At 54.5% G+C, this 16994-nt stretch carries 14 protein-coding genes; 3 read left to right on the forward strand and 11 right to left on the reverse strand.

Features of this window, described 5'->3' with window-relative positions:
- Positions 1 to 583: 583 nt before the first annotated feature.
- The 8 genes from NW747_RS02385 to NW747_RS02420 form a co-directional block, all read right to left on the reverse strand.
- Complete coding sequence (locus tag NW747_RS02385) at positions 584 to 2662, reverse strand: transglycosylase domain-containing protein (protein ID WP_273187856.1); 2079 nt, start codon at positions 2660 to 2662, stop codon at positions 584 to 586.
- 262 nt (positions 2663 to 2924) lie between these two features.
- Positions 2925 to 3131: a hypothetical protein gene (locus tag NW747_RS02390; protein ID WP_273187857.1), complete on the reverse strand. Its 207-nt coding sequence runs from the start codon at positions 3129 to 3131 to the stop codon at positions 2925 to 2927.
- 448 nt (positions 3132 to 3579) lie between these two features.
- Positions 3580 to 4152: a GTP cyclohydrolase I gene (gene folE, locus NW747_RS02395; RefSeq protein ID WP_008859748.1), complete on the reverse strand. Its 573-nt coding sequence runs from the start codon at positions 4150 to 4152 to the stop codon at positions 3580 to 3582.
- 1 nt (position 4153) lies between these two features.
- Positions 4154 to 4837 carry a putative 7-carboxy-7-deazaguanine synthase QueE gene (queE, locus tag NW747_RS02400; RefSeq protein WP_273187858.1) on the reverse strand — a complete coding sequence of 228 codons (684 nt, stop codon included), beginning with the start codon at positions 4835 to 4837 and terminating at the stop codon, positions 4154 to 4156.
- On the reverse strand, positions 4827 to 5156 hold the full coding sequence (queD, locus tag NW747_RS02405; protein WP_273187859.1) for a 6-carboxytetrahydropterin synthase QueD: 330 nt from the start codon (positions 5154 to 5156) through the stop codon (positions 4827 to 4829). The genes queE and queD overlap by 11 nt, the downstream gene beginning before the upstream one ends.
- A gap of 952 nt (positions 5157 to 6108) precedes the next feature.
- Positions 6109 to 6801 (reverse strand): 7-cyano-7-deazaguanine synthase, encoded by a 693-nt coding sequence (locus NW747_RS02410; protein ID WP_273187860.1) that lies wholly within the window; start codon positions 6799 to 6801, stop codon positions 6109 to 6111.
- 1018 nt (positions 6802 to 7819) lie between these two features.
- A complete protein-coding gene (locus tag NW747_RS02415; RefSeq protein ID WP_273187861.1) occupies positions 7820 to 8980 on the reverse strand; it encodes a glycerate kinase family protein in 1161 nt (386 codons plus the stop codon).
- Positions 8981 to 9574: 594 nt separating this feature from the next.
- Complete coding sequence (locus NW747_RS02420; RefSeq protein WP_273187862.1) at positions 9575 to 10021, reverse strand: Lrp/AsnC family transcriptional regulator; 447 nt, start codon at positions 10019 to 10021, stop codon at positions 9575 to 9577.
- Positions 10022 to 10104: 83 nt separating this feature from the next.
- On the opposite strand from NW747_RS02420, the gene NW747_RS02425 reads away from it, so the two are divergent.
- Both NW747_RS02425 and NW747_RS02430 read left to right on the forward strand, forming a co-directional pair.
- Complete coding sequence (locus NW747_RS02425; RefSeq protein ID WP_273187863.1) at positions 10105 to 10296, forward strand: hypothetical protein; 192 nt, start codon at positions 10105 to 10107, stop codon at positions 10294 to 10296.
- 106 nt (positions 10297 to 10402) lie between these two features.
- Positions 10403 to 10786, forward strand: a complete 384-nt coding sequence (locus NW747_RS02430) for a type II toxin-antitoxin system HicB family antitoxin (RefSeq protein WP_187368058.1) — start codon at positions 10403 to 10405, stop codon at positions 10784 to 10786.
- A gap of 119 nt (positions 10787 to 10905) precedes the next feature.
- Here the strand turns inward: NW747_RS02430 and mnmA are convergent, their stop codons facing one another.
- From mnmA to NW747_RS02445, 3 genes are all read right to left on the reverse strand, one after another.
- On the reverse strand, positions 10906 to 12021 hold the full coding sequence (mnmA, locus tag NW747_RS02435; RefSeq protein WP_273188270.1) for a tRNA 2-thiouridine(34) synthase MnmA: 1116 nt from the start codon (positions 12019 to 12021) through the stop codon (positions 10906 to 10908).
- 1502 nt (positions 12022 to 13523) lie between these two features.
- Positions 13524 to 13805 (reverse strand): hypothetical protein, encoded by a 282-nt coding sequence (locus NW747_RS02440; RefSeq protein ID WP_273187864.1) that lies wholly within the window; start codon positions 13803 to 13805, stop codon positions 13524 to 13526.
- A gap of 1 nt (position 13806) precedes the next feature.
- Complete coding sequence (locus NW747_RS02445; protein WP_273187865.1) at positions 13807 to 14919, reverse strand: hypothetical protein; 1113 nt, start codon at positions 14917 to 14919, stop codon at positions 13807 to 13809.
- Between the two features lie 951 nt (positions 14920 to 15870).
- On the opposite strand from NW747_RS02445, the gene NW747_RS02450 reads away from it, so the two are divergent.
- Positions 15871 to 16626, forward strand: a complete 756-nt coding sequence (locus tag NW747_RS02450) for a sulfite exporter TauE/SafE family protein (RefSeq protein ID WP_273187866.1) — start codon at positions 15871 to 15873, stop codon at positions 16624 to 16626.
- Positions 16627 to 16994 lie beyond the last annotated feature (368 nt).

Consider the following 16994-nt stretch of genomic DNA (forward strand, 5'->3'; position numbering starts at 1 on the left):
TATGAATCCAGTTCCCTTGCCACCCCCGCAGTTCGGTGGGGCGGCAAAAGGAAAGCGCCTTAATGGGCAGGCTAGGCGCCTTACTTCGCCCCACTTGGAGGTCCTATGCAGGACCTCCACAGGGGACTATAAAGCTCCGTTATGCTGTGAGCTGCTTATGAAAGGACTGCTTTTCAGAGCTTTATTCTGCCCCCCGCTTGCGGGGGAAGTCCGGCGCAGCCGGATAGGGGGTGTATCTGCCAAAGGCAGATAATTCAGCAGAATGCTTATCATGCCATATGGCACTGAAAGTAAATCCCGTAACGCTGACTTTATGTTCATCGCCCATAAGGGCGATACCACAACCCTCGGCCTGAAAGGCCGTCAAACTTAAGAACCCTCCGGCCCCTGGCCGGTCCATCTTAAGAACCTTTCCCTGCACAACCCGCCGCCGACAGGCGGCCACAACCCTCGGGGCGCAGCCCCGTCAACCCTCACACCGAAGGCGTGTCCAAAGGCGGAGCCGCCACCACCTTCCCGTCCCGTTTTCCCCACGAAAAAAGACTGTGAAAAAATGCAGATCATTTCTTCACAGTCTTTTTTATCAGTTGGTCTTGGTACCGTCGCCCTCAGAAGGTTTGGCGCCGCCTTTCCCGGTAATCCGGTCAAGGAGTTTGTTTCCGGCGTTTTTATTGTCTTTCACGGACTTATCGTCTTTCTTCTTGTCCTCGTCCTTCTTCTTGGTTTCTGCCGCCTTGGCCGCCTGGGCTGCTCTTGCCCTTTCGTTTTCGGCTCTCACCGATTCAGGGATATCAAAGCTCTTGGTCTTGTAGGCAGAGAGGGCCTGTTTCATGAAGTCTCTCCAGATGGCTGCCGGAACGGTGCCGCCGGTGTAGCCTGCGTTACTGGAGGTATCGTCACCAATCCATACGGCTGTCACCAGTTCAGGGGTATAGCCTACGAACCATGCGTCGTGTTCGTCATCGGTGGTACCGGTCTTGCCGGCTGCGGTGCGGCCGATGTAGGCGTTGCCGCCGGTGCCCCGGGAGACCACTTCTTCCAGAATGCTGGTCAAACGGTAAACTGCATTTTCACTGACCACCTGTTTCCCTTCCGGTTTTCCGGAATGGTCTTCCAGTACATTGCCATTTCTATCTACCACTTTCATGATGGCCGTGGGTTCGATGAGTTTGCCGCCGTTGGCAAAGACGCTGTAGGCCTTGGCCATGTCGTATACGGAAACGCCATTGGTGAGGCCGCCGATGGAGGCTGCCAGGTTGTCATCGTTTCTCTTTCCGTCCTTCACCAGGGTGGAAATACCGCAGGCTTCTGTAGTGTCAAGAATTTTCTTCATGCCCACTTTGTTGGCCAGGTCAATGGTAGGAATGTTCATGGAGTGAACCAGGGCTTCTTCCAGTGTCACTGATCCGCCGGAGGTGCCGCCGTAGTTCTTCGGGGTCCATCCGCCGCCGTAGGTCTTCTTTTCGTTGCTTACGGTATCATAGGGGCTGAATTTATTTTCAAAGGCTGTGAGGTATACGAAAGGTTTGAATGCAGATCCCGGCTGACGGACCATCTGGGTGGCGCGGTTGAAGTGGTCTTCGCCCCGGCCGCCTACCATGGCTTTGATGTGGCCTGTGCCGGTTTCAATGGTCATGAGGGCGCCCTGGGGCTGGGTGAGTCCCTTGGCATCCTTATTTCCGGCAGGAAGGTCTGCTTTCAGCACCTTTTCGGCTTCCTTCTGCATATCCAGGTCCAGTGTGGTGTACACCTGGAGTCCTTCTTTGTAAATAGCATCAGAATCGTACTTGTCGCTGATGGTCTGAATCACGTAGCTGATGAAATAGGAAGCGGTGCTGTTTGTGCCTTTGGCAGCCTGGGGCTTAGCCAGGTGCAGGTCTGCTTTCTTGGCAGCCTGGGCATCGGCTTCGGAAATATAGCCATACTTGGCCATCTGGTCCAGTACGATGCCCTGGCGGTACTTGGCCGCTTCCAGACTCCGGAAGGGAGAGTAGTAGTTCGGGCTGTTGGGAAGTCCGGCCAGCATAGCGCACTGAGGCAGTGTCAGGTCTTTCACGTCTTTTCCGAAATAGACGCGGGATGCGGTCTGGATGCCGTAGCAGCCCTGGCCGAAGTAAATCTGGTTCATGTACATTTCCAGAATCTGTTTCTTGGTGTACTTGTTTTCAATCTGGAGTGCCAGTACCACTTCCAACAGTTTTCTTTTCAGTGTCTGCTCCTGGGTAAGGAAGGCATTTCTGGCCAGCTGCTGGGTAATGGTGGAGCCGCCCTGTCCTGTGGCGTTGCGGCTGAGCACGTTGTTCCAGACGGCGCGGAGGATGCCCCGGGGATCGATGCCGTGGTGTTCATAGAATCTCACGTCTTCCGCTGCCACAAAGGCATTCTGCAGGTTCTGGGGAACCTCGGTAATAGGCACAGGAATGCGGTTTTCCTCAGCATGCACCGTGGTAATGAGCCGTCCTTTATCATCGTAAATGCGGGATGATGCATTGGGCTGGATATTGGCCGTCACATCGGGCAGATGCTTGGAAACAGACACGAAAAAGCCCGCCGCCGCTCCAGCGCCGGCAATCATCACGATAACCACAAGAAATACGAAAATCCTCTTCAGAATGGACGATTTCCTGGGCGGTCTCTCGCGCCGTATATCGGAATTCTTCATATAATACGCTCCTATATATAAATCACTTCACCGCCCTGCTCTCCGCCAGAGAGACAGAAGCAGGCATATAGTCGCTTATATTATACCACAAGGTGAAAAGAGACGGGGAAGAACATGGCGGCTTCGCCTTTGGACACACCTTCGGTGTGAGGGTTGACGGGGCTTCGCCCCGAAGGTTGTGGCCGCCTGCCGGCGGCGGGTTGTGTAGAAGGGTTGTGGAAAAGGGTTCTTAAGATGGACCGGCCTGACGGCCGGAGGGTTCTTAAGTTTGACGGCCCTTCGGGCCGAGGGTTGTGGTATCGCCCTTACGGGCGATGAGTTTTATAATGCCGCCTTCGGCGGTCACGTCCACATCGAGTATCATAATCAGGATTACCACCGTCCACCCCTTCGCCACTTTGTGGCCCTCTTCCCCTAAAGGGGACGCAAGGAGCGTTACGGGATTGGCTGTCTGTGTCATATGTGACACAATATCCAGTGCCACCTATTTTCTCGTTTTCCCTTGAGGTGGCAAAGGAACTGGATTTGTAAGAGAGCGAAGCGATCTGAAAATCCAGTGACATGCTTCCCACCGGGGCGAAGTCCCGCGAAGCGGGAAAGGGTGTACGGGGCAGAGCACCGATTTGACACCCCATCGCTATCCTGACCGCCAATCGGCGGCCTGTGTCATTTTTGTTTCTTACCCTTGGACACACCTGCGAACGGTCAGCCGACAATAGGAAGGCCCTTTTATGGGCAGGCTAAGGGCCAACTTCGGCTGACTTGCGCATTCTATGCAGAATGCGCACATGAGGGTTGACGGGGCTTCGCCCCGAAGGTTCTTAAGGTTCTTAAGTTTGACGCAGCCTACGGCTGAGAGGGTTGTGGGGGCGCCCTACGGGCGCAGATTATAAGAAAAGGGGCGCGGCGTTAAGCCTTCATTCTTTTCCCAGAGCCAGTTTCATAAATTCTCCGCGCAGGGCGCTGTCGGTTTTGAAGGCGCCGGAGGAAGCAATGGTTCTTGTCCGGGTGCCGGGTTTCTTAATGCCCCGGGCAGTCATGCAGGAGTGTTCTCCTTCGATGTAGACGATCACATCGGGAGAGTCGGTAACCATTTCCATGACGTCCCGGATATCGGTGCCGATGCGTTCCTGAATCTGGAACCGCTTGGATACGGCGTCGGCAATGCGGGCGATTTTGGAAAGGCCGATAACTCTTCCGTGAGGAATGTAGCCCACGGCGGCCTTCATGTTATACATGAGGGCAATGTGATGTTCGCAGTGAGAGAAGATGGGAATGTCTTTCACCACCACCATATCATTTTCCGGGGTGGCAAAGGTTTTTTCAAATTCTCTGGCAATGTCTTCATTGGAAACAGCGGTATAGGCAAACTGCTCTGCCATCATGTCTGCAAAGCGCTTCGGCGTTTCCCTGAGGCCTTCTCTGTCCGGGTCATCGCCTACGGCTTCAATAATCAGCCGGGCGGCTTGTTCCAGTTTTTTTAAATCCATATCAAACACCTCTCCTGTCCGGGTCCCAGATGATTTTATGAAGCTGCACCTGGACCCGTACATCCTGCAGCTGATGATTTCTTACATACTCTACCAGCTTATCCGGCTGGATTCTTCCCCATACGGGGCTTACAAAAAACTGGGGATGACGGGCCGCCGTGAAATGATGCTCCACCACGTCCTTCATTTCATCCAGATCTTCTTTTGAGCTCACCACGAACTTCAGTACGTCGCCGCCGTTGAGGAGCTTGAAATTATCAGGGTTCATATGAGATTTCATACCGCTGCCGCTGCATTTGAAATCCATGGTATAGAAAACCCCTTCCGGACGCTCCCGCCACAAAGGCACAGCGCCGTTGGTTTCTATATTGATATCGTATCCTTCCCGTCCCAGCGTGCGGCACAGGTGGTGCAGGGGATGGAGCATGGGCTCCCCGCCGGTGATGGTGAGGCGCTTCCAGGGATAGCCGTGAATGCGGCGGATCACTTCTTCTTCCGTCAAAGCCTCTGCCGTGTCCTCCAGAGTAAGGGAATAAGCGGTATCGCAGTAATTGCAGCGGAGATTGCAGCCTGCCAGGCGGAGAAATACAGCCATGAATCCGGTGCGCTTTCCCTCTCCGTCAATGCTGTCAAAAATCTCGGTGATATGGAAAAGGCCGTCATCATAGGCATAGTTACTTTTCATAGGTGGCTACATTCCCTTCCGTTTCCTGCACGGACACCCGGATACAATAGGGAATATGGTCGCAGATCCACTTGGCCATGTTCTCGGCAGTGGGGTTCAGATCTCCCAGCACATCATTAATCAGGTGATGGTCAAACTGGTTTACGATTTCCTTAATCTTGCCGAAATCCACCACCATGCCATTCTTGTCCAGGGTATCATTCTGCACGGTGACTGTAATGATCCAGTTGTGACCGTGGAGATTGGTGCATTTGCTTTCATAGTCCAGGTGCAGAAAATGGGCACCGGACACTTCCATTCTTTTCGTTACTGTAAACATAGGGATTCCTTTCATAAGAGGGTTATGAAATATAAGTTAAAAGGGTAAAAAAGGGGCGCGGCTTCGCCGCAGGTTATGTAGAAGGGTTGTGCAAAAAGGTTCTTAAGATTGACCGGCCCTGGGGCCGGAGGGTTCTTAAGTTTGACAGCCCCTGCGGGGCTGAGGGTTGTGGTGGCGCCCCTGGACACACCTTCGGTGTGAGGGTTCATAGGGTTCAAAAGGTTCAGAAGGTTCAAAGAGTTCAGAGGGGAAGGTTGACGGGGCTTCGCCCCGAGGGTTATGGCCGCCTGACGGCGGCAGGTTGTGTTCGCTGACGCTCAGGGGGGCGACAGCGCCTGCGGCGCTGAAGGTGGCGGATTGCCGCTCTGCGGCAATGCTTATAAAGTCAGCGTTACGAGATTTACTTTTCTGTGTCATAGGGCATGAAAACAATTCTGCTGATTGGCTCGCTGCGCTCGCCACCCCCTATCCGGGCTGCGCCGGACTTCCCCCTGTTCAGGGGGCAGAATAAAACACCGCGAAACACTCTCTTCATAAATGGCTCTACAGTAAGCGCGGGTTATAGTGCCCCCGCTTGCGGGGGTGGCAAAGGAACTGGATTCATAGGGGAGTTGTAGGCGACCCGCGAATCCAGTGACATGCTTCCCACCGGGTGGCAAGGGAACTTGATTCGCAAGGAGCCGGAGGCGACTGAGAATCAAGTGACACGCTTCCCACCGGGCAAGGTGGTGGCGCCAGCCACCAAAGGGGGGATTGCATTTCCTCGCCCGTCAGGGCGGTTGTATGGTTTTCCTGCCGCCGCAGGCGGCATTTCAAACTCCCCTCTGAACCAGCCCGCTCTGTGGGCCGAACCCATCGTTCGGTGCGCAGCACACGAACGATAGAACCCGGGCGCCGAAAGGCGCCTGAACCCTCTTGCTTTCGGGAATGCTGTCAACCGTCCGATTGACAGCTAATTCAATGCCGGGTCCTTCACTCCGTTGGCGGCGAAGGCAGCGGCCCGGTCGATACAAGTGCCGCAGGTGCCGCAGGGTTTATCTCCCCCTTCATAGCAGCTCCAGGTCAGCTCGTAGGGCGTCTTCAGTTTCAGTCCTGTGGCTACCACGCCGGCCTTGTTCATTTTGGCAAAGGGAAATACCAGGTGCACTTTGCCGTAGGTGCCGATGCGGATGGCTTCTCCCATATGCTGCAGGAAAGGCTCGCTGCAGTCTGCATAGGCATCGCCGGCTGCATCATCGGCATGGGCGCCGATGTAAATATCCACATCGTCCTCTTCAAAGAGAGATGCCGCCAGGGATGCGGCGGTGGAAAGCATGAGGCCGTTGCGGAAAGGCACATAGGTGGATACCTTACCCTCCCCGTTTTCCGCAATCTGCCGGGCATAGCTCTCGTGGACGATTTCCTCGGTGGAGTTTGCCAGAAGGGAACAGTTGGAATACTGGAAAATCTGGGACAAATCAAACTCATAATGCTTCAGATGATAATACTGTGCCACCTTGCGGGCCGCCAGGATTTCCTTCTTATGCTTCTGCCCATAAAAAATAGAAGCAGTCACAACGTTTTCTGCTCCCAGTCTGTCAACAGCCAGAGAAACGCAGGTGGTGGAATCTACGCCTCCGCTGGATAATATAATCGCTTTTTTCATCTTTCCTCCTGTTTTTTAGAGTTGGTTAACAGATGACAACTGAGAAATATAGATATGGTGTATTATAGCACTCTTTGGGCCTTGATTGCAAAGTGAAAGGTTCTGAGGGGGCGGCTCCGCGGCCCGGGTTCAGAAGATTCAGAAGGTTCAAAGGGTTCAGAGGGGAAGGTTGACGGGGCTTCGCCCCGAGGGTTATGGCCGCCTGACGGCGGCAGGTTGTGTAGAAGGGTTGAGGAAAAGGGTTCTTAAGATGGACCGGCCTGACGGCCGGAGGGTTCTTAAGTTTGACGGCCCCTCGGGCCGAGGGTTGCGGATTGCTGCTCTGCGGCAATGCTTATAAAGTCAGCGTTACGGGATTTACTTCCAGTGTCATATAGCATGATAAGCATTCTGGTGATTAGCCGCTACGCGGCTCCCCCTTATCCGGCTACGCCGGACTTCCACCTAAAGGTGAAACGACTCACTATGATTTGTGCGTCGCTGGCGCTCCTTCAAATCATGTTCGCTGTGCATCCACGGGAAAGCGTGTCACACGATTCTCAGGTCGCTTTGCTCCCTTACGAATCGTGTTCCCTTGCCACCCCATCCGGGGGACAGAATAAATCGCTCTATGCTTTCCTGTAGAGACATGGCCCCATGGCTAAGTATCCATAGTCCCACCACGGAGTGGGGGGAAGGTGGTGGCGTTAGCCACCAAAGGGGGAATGCATTTCCTCGCCCGCAGGACGGTTGTATGGTTTTCGCCGCCAAAGGCGGTATAAAAAATGGCGCCGAAGGCGCCGTACCTCGCCAGCGGGCACGGTCAGCCAACCAATAGGTAAGCCCTTTAATGGGCAGGCTAAGGGCCTACTTTGGCTGACTTGGAGGTCCTATGCAGGACCTCCACAATACTATATAACTCCCGAGGGCGAGAGCCCGGGGCCCGCCTGTAAGGCGAAGCCGATCACAGGCAGAACCCTGGCAGCCCAGGGCCGAAAGGCCCGGCGGCTGGCTCAACCCTCACGCCCGTAAGGGCGTGTCAACCTTCGGGAATACAGGAAAGCACCGCCCAGGTCCCGCTCTCCTGCCATGTTCTGAAAAAGGTTTCCGCTGCCCTTTTGAGATAAGCTGCCGGTTCTTTCATGGCTTTTTCTATTTCTTCTCCCCACGCCGCTCCATAGACAGCCAGGGCGCCCTGCTGCCGCAGGATTTCCCAGCCCTTTCCCAGGGAGCCGGAAAGCACAGCGCAGGGCACCGAGCAGCGGGCGCAGTGTTTTACAATGGAACCGGTGATTTTTCCCTCGCCGCTTTGGGCATCGCTCCGTCCTTCCCCGGTCACCACTAGGTCCGCCTTCTGTATTTTTTCATCAAAGCAGGAAAGCCCCAGGAGTTCCTCTGCACCGGAAACCATGGAGGCTCCCAGAAAAAGGGAGAGCGCCGCCCCCAGTCCTCCGGCAGCGCCGCTTCCGGGGATGTCATCGGGATTTCGGCCAAAGGTTTTCTTAAGAAGCTCCCGATAATGCACCATGCCCCGTTCCAGTTCCTCTGCCATAACTTCATCCGCCCCTTTCTGGGGAGCAAAGGCAAGGGCGGCGCCCCGGGCTCCACAAAGGGGATTTTTCACATCGCTCAGCACCACCAGGTTCGTTTCCCTTAACAGAGGATGGCAGGAAGAAAGGTCTATCCTGTCCACCAGGGAAAGGGAAGCACCCCTTCCGGGCAGTTCCTTTCCCTCCTTATCCAGAAAACGGAACCCCAGCGCTTCCATGGCGCCCATACCGCCGTCACAGGTGGCTGAGCCGCCGATACCCAGGAAGATTTTGCGGGCGCCGTCTTCCATGGCCCGTGCTATCATCTCTCCGGTACCCATGGTGGATGTGAGGAGGGGATTCCTTTTTCCCTTTGGAACCAGCATGAGCCCCGAAGCCTCTGCCATTTCCATAATAGCCCGGTTTCTGGAAAGCCGTCCGTAGGAAGCCTGCACCGGTTCTCCCAAAGGACCGGTGACTGTGAAAACTGCCTTTTCCCCTGCGGTGCAGTGAAGCACCGCTTCCACCGTCCCTTCGCCGCCGTCTGCCATGGGAAGTACTTCTATGGAGGAGCCGGGAAAAACGGACAGGGCCCCTTCTTTGATGACAGTCCCCGCTTCCAGAGAAGAAAGGGTGCCTTTGAAGGAATCGGCGGCGATGATGATATGCATAATGGCTCCTTTCGTAATAAGGCCGCTTCGCGGCCCGGGTTCAGAGGGGTAGGTTGACGGGGCTTCGCCCCGAGGGTTGTGGCCGCCTGTCGGCGGCGGGTTGTGGAAAAGGGTTGTGGAAAAAGGTTCTTAGGGTTGACCGGCCCAATGGGCCGGAGGGTTCTTAAGTTTGACGGCCCTTCGGGCCGAGGGTTGTGGATTGCCCGTAGGGCAATGCTTAAGAAGTCAGCGTTACGGGATTTACTTTCAGTGCCATATGGCATGATAAGCATTCTGGTCATTGGCTTGCTGTGCTCGTCACCAAAGAAGGAAACGCATTCTCTCGGGCGAAGCCCGGTTTGCTTGTTTTTTCTCGGGCGAAAGCCCGGTTGTAAAGGTTTTATCATAAGAGGGCGCCTTTTATAAATTTAGAGGCGCCACCACAACCCTCGCGCCGGAGGCGCGTCAAACCTAAGAACCCTCGGGGCGATAGCCCCGTCAAACTTTAGAACCTTCAAGCCCCATAGGGGCTTGTCCATAAGGCGTGTCAACCTTCGGGAATACAGCCCAGCGCCCCACTAACAGCGGTCAGCCGACAGCGGACCGCCCGCTATCTCACTCATCCACCGGATGAATGCCGTGGATTTCCTTTACCACCCTGTGCAGGCGGCAGGAACCGTAGGCCGAGAGGACCTGAAGGAAGGCGTCCCTTTTTTCTTCGCTCTGGAAATGGGCGTCAATGAAGACCATGCCTGTTTCCGTTTCGTAGCAGTGCAGAATGTGAAATTCCGTGGTGTGGACGAAGCGGTAGAAATCGGCGGCCCGGTCCTTTTCCAGTCGGAGGGTGAAGAGGCCGTGGACGGTGTAGCCGAACACGGGGCAGTTCACATTCACCGTATACCGTTCCACCACGCCCAGATCCTGGAGACGCTCCAGCCGGTTTTTGGCAGCCTGGCCGGTCATAAATACCTTTTTCCCCAGTTCCGTCATGGAAATGCGGCTGTTTTTCTTCAGCTCATTAATAATTTTTCTGTCCGTATCATCCAGTTCTTTCGGAATCATGGATTCTTCCCCTTTCTTTTTTCCCTTATTATATCATTGCAGGAAAAGAAGCGGGCCTGGGGCTTTCCCTGAACAATGAACTGATGAGCCGGGGATGGACAGGCCCGGTGAAGGTGCTCCCCTTTGCCACCCATGAAACCATTTCCCTCAGTCTGGCGCTGCCGCGCTTTTCATTCTTCGGACCGGCGCTCCAGAAATGGATCGACACCACTCGGGAAGTGCTCGGCATTTCCCCTGTTTCCCGTCATCTTTCCCCTCCGCCCATGCATGAGTAAAAATTCCATCAAACTCCTGTAAATTTCTGTTGGCAGGAGAGGGGAAAATGGTATAGAATATAAATGACCGAGTTTTGAGAAGTCTGTGATGCAGGAAAGGGGGGAAATGATGACATATTTCTATCCCGCCATATTTAAACATGATGCTGAAAAGAAAATATTTACCGCTGTATTTCCGGATCTGCCGGGCTGCCAGGCCCAGGGCCGTTCCATGGATGAAGCAGCGAAAAAGGCCAGAGATGCCATGGCTGCCTCTCTTCTGGAAATGGAAGAAAAGGAAATTTCCATTCCCCTGCCTTCCGATGAACGACTTCTCCAGCACCGTCTGAGACATGCCAAAGTGTGCGTCATGCTGGTAGATATGAATTCCTACCGTGCCTTCAGGGCTTATAAAGTGAAACATGCAGAATCCAAATCCGCTGAATGGGCTGCTTCTGCCAGGAAAAGCAGAAAAAGCAGTTTCCTTTCCCGGGTATTTGGGCTGAGATAATATAAAGAGCGATGAAAGGGTCTCCTTTCACCGCTCTTTTTTTTGAAGGCCCGCCCGGTCATAAAAAACCACAGGCTTCCCCGGGGAAACCTGTGGTTTTTGCATGCACTGGAAAATCTTTACAGCGCCCTCATAATGGTGCCGCCGCCGATTAAGCGGTCATCATCATAGAACACCACAGACTGCCCTGTGGTAATGGCCCGCTGGGGCTCATCAAACTTCACCACTGCCCGGCCGTTCCTTTCCAGCGTCACCGTGCAGTCATGGACCTTGATGCCATAGCGGATCTTCGCCTGGCAGCGGAATTCTTCCGCCGGCGCTTCGCCATCGGTAAAATGAAGCTCGTCAGCCAGAAGGCGGGTGCGGAAGAGGTCGTCATTGTCCCCTACCACCACCTGGTTCTTGTCGGGGCGAAGGGCCGTCACATAGAGCGGCGTCCGGGCCGCAATGCCCAGGCCCTTCCGCTGCCCTATGGTGTAATAGGGAATGCCCCGGTGCTGTCCCAGGACGCGGCCTTTTTTGTCCACAATATTTCCGGGCCGGAAAGCCTCGGGCGCATGGTTTTTCAAAAATTCCACATAAGAACTTTCACTGGTAAGGAAGCAGATATCCTGGGACTCCGCCTTATTATAGGTAGGAAGTCCCTTTTCTTTGGAAATCCGGCGGGTATCTTTCTTAAACGTACGGCCCAGAGGGAAAATGATATGAGCCAGCTGGTCCTGGGTGAGATGGTACATCATGTAGGACTGGTCTTTCCCCAGATCGATGCCCTTGTGCACTTCATACTTCTGCCGCTCCGGATTGTAAAGAATGCGGGCATAATGGCCGGTAGCAAAATAAGGCGCATCAAAGGCCCTGCGCACTTCGTCATAAAAAAGGCCAAACTTCACCTTGAAATCGCACATCATGCATGGGTTCGGTGTCATGCCCCGGGCATAGGCATCAATGAAATAGGAAAGCACGAACTTCTGATACGCCTCCCGCACATCCACCACCTTGAAAGGGATGCCGATGAACTCAGCCATGCTGCGGGCTCCTTCGATTTCCTCATCCTGCCCGTCAAACTGGTACATGGTGGCGCCATACACATCATAGCCCTGGTCCAGAAGGAGCCGGGCCGTCAGGGTGCTGTCCACGCCGCCGGACATGGCCACCACGACTTTTTTCTTTTCTGTCATTTTGAAATCCTTTCTCGGGAAGCCCTGGGCTTCCCATAAACCATCATTCCGGGAAATCCCGAAAAAATCGCATCGGAGTGAAAGTCCGAAGGATACTTTAACATTATATCATTACGGTGCAAGGGGCCGCGCCTTCGGCGTGAGAGTTCATAGGGTTCAGAAAAAAGGTTCTTAAGATTGACCGGCCTGTTGGGCCGGAAGGTTCTTAAGTTTGACGGCCTTTCAGGCCGAGGGTTGTGGTATCGCCCTTTTGGGCGATGAGTACGAAGTCAGCGTTATGAGGGAGGGTTATTAAGATGGACCGGCCCTATGGGCCGGAGGGTTCGTAAGTTTGACGGCCCTTCGGGCCGAAGGTTGTGGTATCGCCCTTACGGGCGATGAACATAAAGTCAGCGTTACGGAATTTACTTTCAGTGCCATATCGCATGATAAGCATTCTGGTCATTGGCCTGCTGCGCTCGTCACCAAAGGAGGAAACGCATTTTCTCGGGCGAAGCCCGGTTTGCTTGTTTTTCCTCGGGCGAAAGCCCGGTTGTAAAGGTTTTATCATAAGAGGGCGCCTTTTATAAATTTAGAGGCGCCACCACAACCCTCGCGCCAGAGGCGCGTCAAACCTAAGAACCCTCGGGGCGATAGCCCCGTCAAACTTTAGAACCCTCAAGCCCCAAAGGGGCTTGTCCATAAGAAGTCAGCGTTACGGGATTGGCTTTATGGGTCATATGGCATGATACGCATGCTGGTGATTGGCTCACTGCGTTCACCACCAAAGGGGGAAACTGCGGAATGGTACATGAAATATATGACTCTCTGTTTTTCCTCTCCATACTTCTCGTTTCCCCTTGAGGGGAACGCCTCGAAGAGGCAAAGGGTGTACAAGGCAGAGCGCCGATTTGACACCCCATCGCTATCCTGACCGCCAATCGACGGCCTGTGTCATTTTTGCTTCTTACCATTGGACACACCTTCGGTGTGAGGGTTCAGAAGGTTCAAAGGGCTCAGAGGGTGGTGGATTGCCCTTACGGGCAATGAGTTTTATAAGCCGCCTGCGGCGGTCACGTCAGCATAGAGTATCTATTCTCTCTGCTTACCTCGTACACCCTTTCCCGCTACGCGGGACTTCCCCTCAAGGGGAAACAAGAGCGTTACGGGATTGGCTTTCTATGTCATATGGTATGATAAGCATTCTGCTGATTGGCTCGCTGCGCTCTCCTCCCTCTATCCAGGGGGCAGACCAACCTGTGCTTAAAGTAGAGTCACTTATCAAAAGATAGTGTCACGGAGCTTTATTGTCCCCCCTGCCGCAGGCGGTATAGGCATATATATGATGGCGCTGAAAGCGCCGTACCTCGCCAGCGCAGCGATACTATATAACTCCCGAGGGCGAGAGCCCTCAAACCGCCTGTAAGGCGAAGCCGATCACAGGCAGAACCCTGGCAGCCCAGGGCCGAAAGGCCTGGCGGCTGGCTCAACCCTCACGCCCGTAAGGGCGTGTCAACCTTCGGGAATACTGGAAAGCACCACCCTTTGAGCCCTTTGAACCCGGGGCGGCTGCGCCGCCCCTATTTCTTCATGTCCCACAAATACTGATTATATTTTTGCTGGTAAAATTCGGCTTCCTTCTTTTTACGCCAGTTGTCCCGGTCCTCACAGATAGCAAGCATTTCGTCAGCAATATCTTCCGCACTCCAGGGCTCACTGTGGGAAAGCCAGCCGATCATGCGGGTCATGGCCTTTTCGCTGCCCAAACTGTCCGCTGCCAGAGCACCCAGTTCGCCAGGATATCCCTTTTCTTCCACCAGTTTTATGATTTGATTTTTCAGTCTTTCCAGTTCTGCAGTCATATCAGTCCTCAACGAAAACATACACCAGGGTCATTACGATAAAGAATCCGAGGAAAAGGAGGAACAGGGGGTATTTCTTTTCCTTCTCCTCCTTCACCTCCGGAATGCGGCCAAGGGCAGCAGGCACGCTCTGCCAGGAAAGCCCCCGGCTTGAAGGGGCCTCTTCCGGTCTTCGTCCTTCTTTCATGTCCTTCCTGTCCTTCTCCGCCCTTTCCTGGAACTCCGGCCATGGCGTGAAGAGGGGAAAGAGGGCTTCCCCCAGGGCCCGGCTGTCATCTTTTCTCCCTTTGTCCCAGAGGGTAATCATTTCCCTCCTTACCCTTTGGAAGGCAGTCTCCAGAGGCCAGCAGCCGCTTCTGATAGAGAGGGGCAGCGCCAGGTCCTTTATGGCTTTCAGAGTATCCCCTGCCAGTAGGAGTCCCTGGGGAAAATGGCGGTCCGTCAGGCATAGGGCATAGTCCAGATTTCTTTCCAGCTCCTCCCTCTCTTTCCGGCTCATTTCCTCATAATCCATCACAAAGAGCCGCCAGGGGAAAGTGTCCTTTTCTTTTCCCAAATCCCCCAGAAGGCAGGCCCAGTCCGACATTTTCTTCCCCTTGACCATCCGGTGCGCCGCTTCCAGGAGCTCACCGGGGAGCTCCCGTTTCCACATTTCCACATGGGATCCATTGCGCAGCACCGGCAGATGAGCCTTTCGGCGGGCTGCATTAAAAAGGGCCGTCACCTCTGCTGGGTAGATGTGATCGTAATTGGCGCAGATTTCCTGCAGGAAAAGCCGGGAACTGTCACATCCATAAAACAGGCCATTCATGGCCAGCACCACCCGGGATAAAGGGGACAGGGACAGGAAATCGGAAGGTGAAAGCGCCCTGGCATCAGTAACCTTTTCCACCAGCCCCCATGCTTCCTCCCGTGAGAGCTCGGGCAGCCAGAAAAATTCGGCGCCGCTTCGCTTCACGCTTTTCTGCAGGACATAGGCGGCATCCAAAAGGCGGTCTCTTTCCGCTTTCTCCGAAGCGGCATGCAGTTTGTCCCGGAGCGCCTCTTCCAAGCGGTCTCCGCTGTCTGTGGTATGTACCCCCAGCAGGTAGAAAGGATTGTCTTTGAAAAACAAGGGGAACTCCTTCGTGAAATCAGTAGAATCATATGATATGTTTATTATAATACAGGATTTGCAGGGTGCGAAAGAGTGCAGTGCCCTTCGGGCGTGAGGGTTCTTAGGATTGACCGGCCTGAGGGCCGGAGGGTTCTTAAGTTTGACGGCCCTTCGGGCCGAGGGTTGTGGTATCGCCCTTACGGGCGATGAACATAAAGTCAGCGTTACGGGCTTGGCTTTCTATGTCATATGGCATGATAAGCATTCTGGTGATTAGCCGCTGCGCTCGCCTCCCCCCTATCCGGCTTCGCCGGACTTCCCCCTGTTCAGGGGGCAGAATAAAGCTCTGAAAAGCAGTCCTTTCATAAGCAACTCACAGCATAACGGAGCTTTATAGTGCCTTTGTGGAGGTCCTGCATAGGACCTCCAAGTGGGGCGAAGTAAGGCGCCTAGCCTGCCCATTAAGGCGCTTTCCTTTTGCCGCCCCACCGAACTGCGGGGGTGGCAAAGGAACTGGATTCATAGGGGAGCCCCGCGACCCGCGAATCCAGTGACATGCTTCCCACCGGGCAAGGTGGTGGCGCCAGCCACCAAAGGGGGAATGCATTTCCGACGCCCGCAGGGCGGTTGTATGGTTTTTCTGCCGCCGCAGGCAGCATATAAAACTCCCCTCTGAACCAGCCCGCTCTGTGGGCCGAACCCATCGTTCGGTGCGCAACACACGAACGATAGAACCCGGGCGCCGAGAGGCGCCTGAACCCTCAAGCCCCATAGGGGCTTGTCCATAAGGCGTGTCAACCTTCGGGAATACTGGAAAGCACCGCCCCGGTCCCGATCCTGACCACGCCACCGGTGACTCCCGGGAAGCAGGAAACTGGCCTGTCCTCCCGCTCTCCCTCATCCCCCTATTTACCCCTGCCCCCTCTTCGTGCTATGATGAAAGAATAAATCTTTTTGCAGGAGTATTTCATGGATATATTGCTTCAATACCTCATTATCTGCCCTCTGGTCATGGTGGCCGGATTTGTAGATGCCATTGCCGGCGGCGGCGGACTGATTTCCCTTCCGGCCTATCTGATTTCCGGTCTTCCCGTGCACAACGCCATTGCCACCAACAAAATGAGTTCCACCATGGGCACTGTGCTGGCCACTTTTAAATTTGCCAGAAGCGGATTTATCCCCTGGAAGCTGGCGCTTACCTGCGTGTGCTTTGCCTTTGCCGGTTCATCCCTGGGTGCCCGGCTGGCCCTTCTCATGGATTCCCACATATTCCTTCTTTTCATGGTGGTAGTCCTTCCGCTGACAGCCATTTACGTCACCCGGGGCAAGGCACTGATCGTGGAAAAAGAACCGTATACCTATAAAAAGACGGCGGTTCTCAGCATCCTCATGGCCCTTCTCATCGGCGTGTACGATGGATTCTACGGCCCCGGCACCGGTACCTTTCTCCTGCTCCTTCTCACCGGCGTGGCCCATCTGCCTTTGAAGGAAGCCAATGGCGTGACAAAGGTCATCAATTCCACCACCAACATTGCCGCCCTCTGCGTGTTCCTTCTGAACGGCAAAGTGCTCTTCCCCCTGGGCCCCATAGCCGGTCTCTTCGGCATGGCGGGAAATTACCTGGGCGCCCTGTACTTCGCCAAAGGAGGCGCCAAAAATGTAAAACCCGTCATCATGACGGTGCTCACCATTTTCTTCCTGAAGGTACTCTATGAACTTTTGTAAGAGGCCGCTTCGCCTTTGGACACACCTTCGGTGTGAGGGTTGACGGGGCTTCGCCCCGAAGGTTCTTAAGGTTCTTAAGTTTGACGGCCCTTCGGGCCGAGGGTTGTGGTATCGCCCTCTCAGGCGATGAGTATGAAGTCAGCGTTACGGATTCACCTTTCTGTGTCATATGGCATGATAGGCATTCTGGTGATTAGCCGCTACGCGGCTCCCCCTTATCCGGCTGCGCCGGACTTTCCCCCATCCGGGGGACAGAACAACCTGTGCTTAAAGTAGAGTCACTTATCAAAAGATAGCGTCACGGAGCTTTATTGTCTCCCTGCCGCAGGCGGTATAGGCATATATATGATGGCGCCAAAGGCGCCGTA

The organism is Dialister succinatiphilus (assembly GCF_928721695.1).
In the GTDB taxonomy this organism is placed as follows: Bacteria; Bacillota; Negativicutes; order Veillonellales; family Dialisteraceae; genus Dialister; species Dialister succinatiphilus.